Raw genomic sequence first — 10,878 nt, 5'->3', positions numbered from 1 at the left:
TTCATTCGTCGCTCCTTGTGCGATCATTTTAAAAGTCTCTACTCAAAATCTCGATTACTTTTGGGGAGGATTACACATGGCTATAACAGCCTCGAGTTTCTGGAAAATTGGCCCCGGAGAAATTCCATTTGATCCCCCAATATCCGCCTGGAATTAATCAATGCCAGATACTCTGCATTGTTGGGCCTGAACGGCAGGGCAACCAGCTGCATATTTAGTTCATTGAGCAGACGGTCAGCTTTATGCTGATTACAGCGGCGGCACGCGGCAACCACATTTTCCCAGCGGTCATCCCCACCCCTTGAAGTGGGAACAATATGATCACGCGTAAGATCGCTGGTCGCAAAGGAACGGGCACAGTACATACACAAATAACCATCGCGGGCAAACAGGGCAGGATTACTCAGTGGATGATGGGTTTGTGGCCGCGCCAACTGCTCACCGGCACAGGCAATGATACTGGGCAATGCCATACTGGTCTGTATCCCGGTATCGCGGCGATAGCCACCCCGAACCCTTTTGATCACATCACCCAGTGTCCACACCACAAGCTCTCGGGCGAACAGACAAACGGCTTCCTGCCAATCCAGCCATTCAATTGGCTGACCTGCCTGATTGAGCCGTAAAATTCTCGGTTGCATCAGACCGACCCCCACTGCCAACTTCCAGAGGGGACGACAGACTGTCTTTCCACAAAGCAAAAAGCCCCGACAAGAATGAACGGGGCTTGGAAATCAAGACAAAAAAGCGTAAAGGACACTGTCCGCAGTGTCGCGGAAGTTTTTATGGGGTGGCACAGCACCTTTGGCTCGCTGTTGCAATTGAAGGCCAATTGCTCCTGTGAGGTACAACTGTGGCAATAATAACCCCGGCAGAAACACTGTCAACCAACAAAAATTAAGCCCTGACACAGGAGGTATCAGGGCTTAAGGGGCAGTACAGGAAACTGGGGTTACCATTTTGGAACCACAGAATAACCGAACATCCGTGTTTTTCCTTGGTCATGGCGTTACACATCCGTGTGCTACAGCTTCCATGCAGGATCACTATCTACCCTTTTCAACGCCGCCACCATTGGTATTTTTCTGCTTTTTATGTAGGAAAAAGATTACAATCTCATGCTCACAGAAATTGACCACACCACCCGGCTCAGTTAGTGTTGCAGCTTGATTTTTGGAGCATATAACTTGGCCAACCGCAAAAAACCATTGGATTTTGAGGAAAAACTCCACCAGCTGGAAGTGCTGGTCAATGACATGGAAAAAGGCACTTTAACGCTTGAGGATTCACTGAAGGCCTTTGAGGAAGGTATCAGAATAACCCGCGAGTGCCAGCAGGCACTCAAAGATGCCCAGTTAAAAGTCGACATGTTGACCAATGAATCCCCCGAACCCAAGGTATTTGATCCCGAGAACGGCTGATGAGCACCCTCTCTTTTACAGACTTTCTGCAGCAATCACAGCAGCGAATTGATCAATACCTGAATGCGACACTCCCGATTGATGATCGGGCAGAGATCCCGCTTTTCGAAGCTGTCCGCTACAGCCTGTTCAACGGCGGCAAACGCATTCGTCCACTATTAGCCTACGCGGCGGCCCATGCAGTGGGCGAGATCAACCCCTCAACCGACCGGGTGGCTGCGGCCATCGAAATGATTCACGCCTATTCCCTGATTCACGATGACCTTCCCGCCATGGACAACGACGATTTACGCCGTGGCAAACCCAGCTGTCATATTGCCTTTGACGAAGCCACGGCGATTCTCGCGGGAGATGGATTGCAAACACTCGCATTTGAACAACTCCTGTCGGAAGGCCAACAGCTGTCACCAGAGATAACGCTTCGTCTGATAGGTTTTCTGACCAAAGCAGCCGGCCTCGGAGGTATGGTTTACGGTCAGGCAATTGATATGGCCGCAGTCAACCGGACTCTCTCGCTCCCGCAACTGGAGCATATGCACCGCCACAAAACCGGTGCCCTGATTACCGCCAGTATTCTGATGGGAGCAATGACCGCAGGTGCCACGGAGCAGCAACTTGACGCACTGAATGATTATGGCGAGGCCATCGGCCTCGCATTTCAGGTACAGGATGATATTCTCGATGTCACGGCCGATACTGCCGTGTTGGGGAAACAACAGGGATCAGACCAGGCCCGCAACAAACCCACCTACCTGTCGCTGCTGGGTATTGATGCCGCCAGGGAAAAAGCAGCCGCACTTCAGAGCAGATCCCTGGCAGCCCTGGACGGCTTCGACGAACGAGCAGACCAGCTTCGGGCAATCGCCAACTACATTGTCAATCGGGAATATTAGCGGGTAGAACCATTGCCGCACACCAGAGACATTTCAAGTACCTTTTTGGTGTAAGATTGTACCCTTTTACCCAGAACTGATCCTGCATGCCAAAGACTTTTGACGACATACCACTGGTTCGTCCCCAAACCCCGTTGCTGGACACCATTGATCGGCCATTTCACCTCCGTGAACTGGAACCGGACCAGTTGCCAGCGCTCGCCAACGAATTGCGTGCTTACCTGCTTTACACTGTCGGAAAAAGCGGCGGCCACTTCGGCGCAGGCCTGGGAACTGTCGAACTGACCATTGCTCTGCATTATGCGTACAACACCCCACATGACCGCCTGGTTTGGGATGTTGGTCATCAAGCCTACCCCCATAAAATTCTGACCAGCCGACGCGATCTGATGCCCCATATCCGACAGATGGACGGCCTCTCGGCATTCCCAAAGCGGTCAGAGAGTGAATATGACACCTTTGGTGGCGGCCATTCCAGCACCTCAATCAGTGCGGCCCTGGGAATGGCACTGGGGTCCGCCCTCAAAGGCGAGAAACGCAAAGTAGTGGCAGTCATTGGCGACGGTGCCATGACCGCAGGAATGGCCTTTGAGGCACTCAACCATGCCGCCCATACCAATGCTGACCTGCTGGTGGTGTTGAACGACAACAACATGTCCATCTCTCACAATGTGGGAGGTCTGGCCACCTATTTTTCCAGACTCTGGTCAAGCCGGTTTTATAACTCCATCCGGGAGGGGGGCAAAAAGGTACTCCGCTCAATACCCTCTGCAGCTACCTTTGTTCGAAAAACTGAAGAACATCTCAAGGCCATGGTGGCACCGGGCATTGTCTTTGAAGAGCTGGGCTTCAATTACATCGGCCCCATTGATGGACACAACCTGCCACTACTGGTGCAGACGCTGAGCAACCTGCGCTGCCTGAATGGCCCCATTCTGCTGCATACCATTACCCGCAAGGGCAAGGGGTTTGGTCCCGCCGAAGCGGATCCGGTGGGCTATCACGCACTGAACAAAATTGAGCCGAAAACCAAGCCCCAGATAGCGGTGGCAAAATCCGCTGTCGGGCCCAGCACACCCAAACTCAAATACCAGCAAGTATTTGGCGACTGGCTGTGCGATATGGCAGAAAAAGATTCCCGGCTGGTGGGCATCACCCCGGCCATGTGCGAAGGCTCGGGCATGGTTGAATTCGCTCACCGCTTTGCGGACCGTTTTCACGATGTCGCCATCGCAGAACAACACGCCGTCACCCTGGCCGGAGGACTCGCCTGCGAGGGAGTCAAGCCCGTCGTGGCTATCTACTCCACCTTTCTACAACGCGCCTATGATCAATTGATTCACGATGTGGCCCTACAGAATCTGGATGTGCTTTTTGGTATTGACCGCGCCGGACTTGTGGGAGAAGACGGGCCAACCCACGCAGGCAGTTTTGATCTCACCTACCTGCGCTGTATCCCTAATATGCTGGTGATGACACCCTCTGACGAAAACGAAACCCGACAGCTGCTCTATACCGGCTATATCCACAATGGCCCGGCTGCAGTCCGTTATCCCAGAGGAACCGGGCCCGGTGTGGCAATCGAGCAGGCAATGACAGCACTGCCAATTGGCAAGGGCATCGTCCGTCGAAAGGGTCAACGGGTGGCCATACTGAACTTTGGCACGCTCCTGCCCGCAGCGATGGTCGCCGCTGAACAACTGGATGCCACCGTGGTGGACATGCGTTTTGTCAAACCGCTGGATACAGATCTGGTATCCCTGCTGGCTGCTCAACATACCTTACTGGTCACCCTCGAGGAAAATACCACACAGGGCGGCGCCGGCGCTGCCGTCAGCGAGCATCTGGCCTGTATGGGCCAATTGGTTCAGATAATGCATCTGGGGCTGCCGGATAAATTCCTCGATCACGGCAGCCACCAGCAGCAATTAGCGGCGGCCGGGCTGGATAGCGCCGGCATCCTGCACAGCATCCAGCAGCGACAGGCACTGTCCAATCAAGCCGATACAACAGTTACTGTCCACCGATGACGATGACAAGACATCACTGATATAACTCGCAGCAGGGTTACAGGGACAACACCTCAGATATAAAGCCTCACGGATAAAACCCGTTCGGTCAGCCCGACAGCAGCTGATCAATTGCCGTCAATGCTTCGATCAACTGCTCCACTCCAACGGTGGACTGTTCCCGGAAATACTGCCCCCTGAAATACTCTTCCGCCATGGGCGCAATACCACAGGCAGAAGGCAGGTAAGCACCACTGTGCGCCAAGGCCTGCATGCGCGGCAGAAAAATAAACTGCAACCATTCATTGAATTCAAGGGTATCGATGGCAAAGGGTTGGTCACTGGCCAGTGCCACGGCACTCGGTGCAGTGTCAGACCAGACATCAAGATCGCGTAAATGCTGCTCCACGGCAAAAAGCCGTATGGCCAGCTGCCGATGAACATCACTCATATTGTCCGCCCGACAAGAGGTATCATGGGTTTAACTCACGACGAAAGGGGGGGAGATCATCAAGCATTTGCCTGCCATATCGTTTACTCACAATCCGGCGATCAAGAATGGTAATTCTCCCGGTATCCTGCTCCGTTCGAATCAACCTGCCGCAGGCCTGGTGCAACCGCAGCGAGGCATCGGGCAACATCAACTCCATAAAGGGATTCATACCCTGACGCTCCAGCCAACCCGACAGCGTTTGATATACCGGATCATCCGGCACCGAAAACGGCAGCTTGGCAATCACTACATGACGGCAGTAATCACCGGGGAAGTCCATGCCCTCGGCAAAACTGGCCAGTCCAAAAATCGCACTGCCGGAGCCGCTATCGATCGCCGCCCGATGTCGGCGAACAATCTCCTGATTGGCCCACTGGCCCTGAAGCAGAATGGACTCCCGGCAGGCATCGGGCAACTGCTCGTAGACCTGCTCCATCTGTCGCCGCGAGGCAAACAGCACCAGAGTTCCCTCGGACCAGTCCACCAGCTCTGGTAATGTTCGGACCAGCGCATCGGTATGGGCCTTGCTGTCACTGCCATCGGCACCAATATCTGGCACTGACAGCGATCCGGCACGGGCAAAATCAAACGCACCGGCTACAGCCGTGAATACCGTATCCGCGGGCAAGCCACAGCGCTTGCTGAAATTGTCAAATTTGCCCAGGGTTCGCAAGGTTGCCGAGGTAATCACTGCAGCATGGCAACGCTGCCAGAGATTCTCCCGAAACAGACCGCCAGCATCCGTCGGGGATGCCGACACCTGAATTTCAAGCGTACCACCCGCGTGTTGCTCCAGCGAGAGCCAGCGAGCATAGGGCGAACTACTGGCAAGATCATCCTCACGGGCATAACAGCACCAGAGTTTCAGCACGCCGTCGGTGCGCCCCTGCCAGATACCCACCTGCTGAAAAAGTTGCTCAAGATCGACCCTGGGTACCGGAAAATGGGGCTCATCCATCGCATCACCCAACCGGTCGGAGAGACCCTCCAGAAGCGTTGCCAGAACACCGAAGGTTTGTGCCAGATGGCCTGCCAGTTCCCGAACATCTTCACCGGGATCACCATTCGGAAAACACCAGCGTGGATCGTCTTCGCTATCTGCGGCAAGAGCCAGGCATTTTTCCAGCACCGGATAGGCCAGGCCCAGCAGCTTCTCTGCATCACCCGCAGCTGCCACCAGCTTTTCAAGGCGACCCTGTATCTCCGGCGTGTCTTTCAATAGGGTATGCCAACCCTCTACCTGCTTTTGCAGTTTGCCCAACCAATTGGCTGTGGTCCTCAGCCTGCAGCTGCCGGAAAAATGATTGAGCGCGGTGCCGGCAATACGATGCCCTTCATCAAACAGGTAGATAGTTTCTTCCGGTGGTGGCAGGATAACGCCACCACCCAAGGCCAGATCCGCCATGACCAGATCGTGATTGGCCACAATACAATCAGCCTGATCCAGCTCATCGCGGGCGTTGAAAAAACAGCATTCACGGATCAGGCGGCAACGACGGCCAGCACACTGGCGCCGGTCTACCGTCAGGGGACGCCAGTCATTGTCATCCAGTGACTCCGACCAGCTGTCCCGGTCACCAGCCCAGCTGTCTGTCTGCAGGTCATCATGCATGGCACGGTAGCTGGCAATCAATTTACCGGTAGGATTGAAACTGATCTCGTCCTCAAAAAGAAACAACCCACTATCTTTCGCAGTGGCACTGTCCAGGCATTGTTCAAGACGAACCGGGCAAAGATAGCGACCGCGCCCCTTGGCCAGGGCGATTCGATAATCCCAATCGGTACTTTTGAGCAGGGTCGGAATATCGCGGTTAACCAGTTGCTCCTGCAAAGCGACCGTACCGGTGGCAATCACCACCCGTTTGCCGCGATCACGGGCAATCGGTAACGCTGCCAAAAGATAGGCCAGCGTCTTGCCGGTGCCAGTGCCCGCCTCTACCACACAGACTGGATTACCCGCCTTGCGGTGCCCTTCCGCATCACTTTCAATAGTACCTAGACTGTTGGCAATCGCCGCAATCATCTGCTTCTGACCCAATCGCGGCCGCAACTCATTGCTGTCGAGAAAGGCGCGGTAGCCCCTCTGGATAGTATCCCTCAGCTCCGCTTCCAGCACGCCTAAACCAGACCAAGCTTCAGCTTGCTGCGCACCGGATTGGCGTACATATCCAGCACGATATTCCGGTAGGCCTCCGGTATGGCAAGTATGCGTTCCTCAAAGGCACGGGTTTTTCGTTCCCAATTGCAACGATGTTGTGTTTTCCACGCAGCCAGTTGTGGCGAGCTGCCCTCCAGTTTCTGGTAGGCAATCAGGTTGGTCGGTTGCAGGTGGTATTGACCGATAATTTGCCGGTCCACTGCCTCGGCCATAGCTTCCGGGGAATCAATTCCCACATCCAGAGGATCGCCAAAAGCCACGTGGACAGCACCCTTTCGCCCCACAATCCCCTGATAGATGCTCAACAGGTCTTCATGTGCTTCCTTCTCATAAACCCCGGCTGTTTTTTTGGCATACAGCTCTTTGGCCTTGGCCTCATCCAGCGGATCCAGCTCATAGGAAATTGCGACCGGCACTACCTTCAGTTCGCGAATGGCCTCGGCAAAGCCCTGTTCTTTTGGCTTGCTCAGGGAGAGCATTTTCAACAGGGCCTTTTCTGTTTTATCCACCCCGTCCTTTGCCCTGCCCTCCCGCTGGGCAATCCACACAGAGGCTCGCTCTTCAAGCAGGGAAAACCGGATGTAGCGCGATAACTGGACCAGCGCATCGAGTTTTTCCCGTCGCCCTATCGGGGAACGCCTGACGATGAAACTCTTGTTGATGCGCATCAGATCAGACGCAAAATCCTTACTCAGCAAATTGTCACCGATAGCAATCCGCACCGTATCGCGACCGTGCCGGTAAAGCACAAAATTGACAAACGCGGGGTCCATGGCGATATCGCGATGATTGCTGATATACAAATAGGCCGTCCCCGGCTCCAGTTTATCCAGCCCCGACACCGTGACCTCGGTACCGATATGGCGCAACAGATTGCCCATGCTGTCACCCACGGCTTCCTGGAAATCCCGCACATTATGGATTTTGGCAAAGGTTTTCCTGAGCACACGACTGATCAGTGGCCGCATCAACCAGGGTATCCAGCGAGCCAACCGCCGGTATTTGATGGACATCAGCGTGTCGATGAACTCCCGGTCTACGGCCAGACGGGCCAACACATCGGGCACTTCACTATCATAGTAGGGACGAATATCGTCAAATGCGTTCATAGAACCTGCACGGTAATTATTTTGTTGTCGGCTGCCCACGAGGACGGCTATTAGGCGGATCAGGATGAGATACGCGGGTTATACCAGCAGACCTCGGTGGCATATTTTTCCACCAGATGAGTGACATCCAGAATCATCGCAAACAAGGCCATCCTCACCAACAGACCATTATCTGTCTGGCGGAAAATTGCCAGATTCGGATTACTGTCCAGATCACAATCCAGCTCATTGGCTTCCGCCCGGGAGTCTCTTGGCAGTGGGTGCATGATGACGGTATTGGGTTCACAGTTCGACGTATAAATTGCCTGATTAAGTCGAAACCGACCACGGTATAAATCCGCTTCGTCACGACTGGAAAAACGTTCTTCCTGAATACGCGTGGAATAGACAATATCCACATGCGCTATACTGGATTCGAGTCGCTCGGACTCGTCCACCCTGAGCCCCGCCGCCAGCATCTCCTCCACCAATTCCCTCGGCATGGCCAGCTCCCTCGGAGAAACCAGTTCCACAGAAATCTGTCCGAACAGCATCAGCAGCCTGCAAAGGGAATGCACCGTACGGCCGTGCTTGAGGTCACCGATCATGGCAATGCGCAGACCATCCAGCTGACGCCCACGACCCTTCAATTCCTTTTCAATGGTATAGAGATCCAGTAGCGCCTGACTGGGATGCTCATTGCTGCCGTCACCGCCATTGATTACCGGCACCCGGCTGGAAGAGGCGAAAGCCGCCGCAGAACCGGACTGGGGGTGACGCAGACAGATAATGTCGCTGAAACCGGACAACACCCGGGCGGTATCCTGCAGCGACTCACCCTTGGTCAGCGCCGAGGCCTCGAAACCGGCTGTCTCGCGCACTTCACCACCGAGAAGATTGAACGCACTGCCAAAGCTGATGCGCGTTCGGGTGCTCGATTCAAAAAACATATTGCCGAGGATTGCCCCTTCCAGTACGCGGGTGATTTTCTGTCGCTGTGCATAGGGCTCCATCCGGTCAGCCACCCGGAAAATCCGGTCAATATCGTTGCGCTCAAACTGACTGATGGAAAGAATACTGGCGCCCTTGAATTCCACACACTGTTCCTCAATGAATAACAAAGCCGCTGCATTTTAGCGGCTTTGTCAGGTGTGAACCAGCAGCCCCACCCACTATAAAATCTGATTGCCCCACTCGCGCAGGTCGTGCAGAATACGCTTGTCCCGCTCGGACAAACTCTCCCGGGTATGCAACGCCTCAATCTGTTCGTGAAAATCGTTTAGTGAGAGATAACCGCCCCGACCATCCGTGATCTGTTGAAAGCGATGCTCCTGCCACTGCTGTCGCTCCTCATCACTGAGGGTCTCGGGGAAATTTTTCGCTCGATACAGAAACAGTAACTCGCGGTATCGCGGATCCTGGAAATACAGGCTGCCACTTGCCAGCTCACTGGCACTGGCGGATCTCACTGCGGCAAACAGAGCCTTGTCAGCATCGCTGGGGAAACCGTCGTAAAGAGCCTGCTCGGCATTCTCGTGAGAGGAATACTGCTGGTTTGAAAAAACCGCGGCCAGCTTGGCAGTTAAATCCTGATGAAGCAGCAATTGCCATTGTTTTTCGCACTTTTCAAGATCAATACCCAACCCCCGGGCGACAGCGCTGTCCATCAGCCGCGGTGTCGTCACCACCGGGCAGCGGTTCAACTGCACCCCTTTCAAGGCTATTCGGGCCACGTCCTCGGGTAACGCATCTGTGCGGGTAAAAAGCCGGTCAAAAATCTGTTCCGGCGACAGGTCAATCAGTGCCTGTGCATCCCCCATCAGATTAAAACAGATGATCGAATTCTTGTTCACAGGGTGTCGCACCAACGGCATCATGAGTGCTGTATAGCCGTTTTCCCTGGGCAGCTTGCCGGAGACATGCAAAAAAGGTTTGCGGTGATTGAGATCAATCACCTCAGCCACCTTGTGCTTCAAGCGATGCTCATAGACATAGTGGTAGAGCTGTGGCTGCCTGTCCCGGACCAGTCTTGCCATGGCAATGGTCGCCATAACATCTGACAGCGCGTCATGGGCCGACTCGTGGCTGATGCCATTGGCTGCGGTGAGCTGCTCCAGTCTGAAACAGGATGAACCGTCGTCGTAGTTCGGCCACTCGATGCCATCCGGACGCAGCGCTCTGGCAAGCCGCAGCATATCGATAATATCCCAGCGTGAATTGCCCTGCTTCCATTCCCGCTCATAGGGGTCATAAAAGTTCCGGTACAGGGTATGGCGGGTCACCTCATCATCAAACCGGATACTGTTATAACCGACACCACAGGTACCCGGAACTGATAATTCGCGATGGATCTGCTCAATAAACGTTCGTTCCGGCACACCTGCTTGGAGGGCATCCTGAGGGGTGATACCAGTTACCAGCGAGGCGACCGGGGAAGGAAGGCGATCAAGTGGTGGGCGGCAATACAGTCGCAGCGGCTCACCGACAACATCCAGTGACTCGTTGGTGCGAATTCCGGCAAACTGCGAGGGACAGTCACGGGCGGGATCAACACCAAAGGTTTCATAATCGTGCCAGTAAAGTGTATTCACGCCAGCGTCCGCAATTCCCACACACTCTTCAACGAAAAACGGCGCCCTAGGACGCCATTAGTATCGTGCAACAAACCGTCAAACCCGGTTTATTTAACCACTTCAGTGTAGGTCATTTCGCCGACCACACGACGGTTGCGAGCACGCCCTTCGTCAGTGTTGTTGTCAGCAATTGGACGGGTCTCACCGTAGCCATTGGTGATAATGCGGTTCGCCGCAATCCCG

At 54.4% G+C, this 10,878-nt stretch carries 9 protein-coding genes; 3 read left to right on the top strand and 6 right to left on the bottom strand.

Annotated features, from left to right (window positions below; translation table 11 throughout):
• Window positions 1-80 precede the first annotated feature (80 nt).
• Window positions 81-641: an HNH endonuclease gene (locus ACTF5G_RS08930; protein ID WP_438952471.1), complete on the bottom strand. Its 561-nt coding sequence runs from the start codon at window positions 639-641 to the stop codon at window positions 81-83.
• Between the two features lie 546 nt (window positions 642-1,187).
• Between ACTF5G_RS08930 and ACTF5G_RS08925 the strand changes: the two genes are divergently transcribed.
• The 3 genes from ACTF5G_RS08925 (at window position 1,188) to dxs (ending at window position 4,344) form a co-directional block, all read left to right on the top strand.
• Complete coding sequence (locus ACTF5G_RS08925) at window positions 1,188-1,421, top strand: exodeoxyribonuclease VII small subunit (RefSeq protein ID WP_438952470.1); 234 nt, start codon at window positions 1,188-1,190, stop codon at window positions 1,419-1,421.
• Window positions 1,421-2,314 carry a polyprenyl synthetase family protein gene (locus tag ACTF5G_RS08920; RefSeq protein WP_438952469.1) on the top strand — a complete coding sequence of 298 codons (894 nt, stop codon included), beginning with the start codon at window positions 1,421-1,423 and terminating at the stop codon, window positions 2,312-2,314. Before ACTF5G_RS08925 ends, ACTF5G_RS08920 begins: the two co-directional genes overlap by 1 nt.
• 86 nt (window positions 2,315-2,400) lie before the next feature.
• On the top strand, window positions 2,401-4,344 hold the full coding sequence (gene dxs / locus ACTF5G_RS08915; protein ID WP_438952468.1) for a 1-deoxy-D-xylulose-5-phosphate synthase: 1,944 nt from the start codon (window positions 2,401-2,403) through the stop codon (window positions 4,342-4,344).
• Window positions 4,345-4,432: 88 nt separating this feature from the next.
• Here the strand turns inward: dxs and ACTF5G_RS08910 are convergent, their stop codons facing one another.
• From ACTF5G_RS08910 to sbcB, 5 genes are all read right to left on the bottom strand, one after another.
• The gene (locus ACTF5G_RS08910; protein WP_438952467.1) at window positions 4,433-4,774 is read right to left on the bottom strand and encodes a YqcC family protein; all 342 of its coding nucleotides are present in this window, start codon (window positions 4,772-4,774) and stop codon (window positions 4,433-4,435) included.
• A gap of 22 nt (window positions 4,775-4,796) precedes the next feature.
• A complete protein-coding gene (gene dinG / locus ACTF5G_RS08905; RefSeq protein ID WP_438952466.1) occupies window positions 4,797-6,932 on the bottom strand; it encodes an ATP-dependent DNA helicase DinG in 2,136 nt (711 codons plus the stop codon).
• 2 nt (window positions 6,933-6,934) lie between these two features.
• A complete protein-coding gene (locus tag ACTF5G_RS08900; protein ID WP_438952465.1) occupies window positions 6,935-8,083 on the bottom strand; it encodes a 1-acyl-sn-glycerol-3-phosphate acyltransferase in 1,149 nt (382 codons plus the stop codon).
• Window positions 8,084-8,142: 59 nt separating this feature from the next.
• Entirely contained in the window at window positions 8,143-9,159 is a 1,017-nt protein-coding gene (locus ACTF5G_RS08895; RefSeq protein ID WP_438952464.1) for an aspartate carbamoyltransferase, read from the bottom strand.
• A 75-nt stretch (window positions 9,160-9,234) separates the two neighbouring features.
• Window positions 9,235-10,653, bottom strand: a complete 1,419-nt coding sequence (sbcB, locus tag ACTF5G_RS08890) for an exodeoxyribonuclease I (protein ID WP_438952463.1) — start codon at window positions 10,651-10,653, stop codon at window positions 9,235-9,237.
• Window positions 10,654-10,878 lie beyond the last annotated feature (225 nt).

It is taken from the genome of Porticoccus sp., assembly GCF_965660005.1.
Taxonomy (GTDB): Bacteria; Pseudomonadota; Gammaproteobacteria; order Pseudomonadales; family Porticoccaceae; genus Porticoccus.
This window is presented reverse-complemented; position numbering and strand designations above follow the sequence as displayed.

Bases quoted from the DNA above. Each gene is read 5' to 3' on its own strand.
- ACTF5G_RS08930 (WP_438952471.1), bottom strand. From the start codon at position 641: ATGCAACCGAGAATTTTACGGCTCAATCAGGCAGGTCAGCCAATTGAA.
- ACTF5G_RS08920 (WP_438952469.1), top strand. From the start codon at position 1,421: ATGAGCACCCTCTCTTTTACAGACTTTCTGCAGCAATCACAGCAGCGA.
- dxs (WP_438952468.1), top strand. From the start codon at position 2,401: ATGCCAAAGACTTTTGACGACATACCACTGGTTCGTCCCCAAACCCCG.
- ACTF5G_RS08910 (WP_438952467.1), bottom strand. From the start codon at position 4,774: ATGAGTGATGTTCATCGGCAGCTGGCCATACGGCTTTTTGCCGTGGAG.
- ACTF5G_RS08900 (WP_438952465.1), bottom strand. From the start codon at position 8,083: ATGAACGCATTTGACGATATTCGTCCCTACTATGATAGTGAAGTGCCC.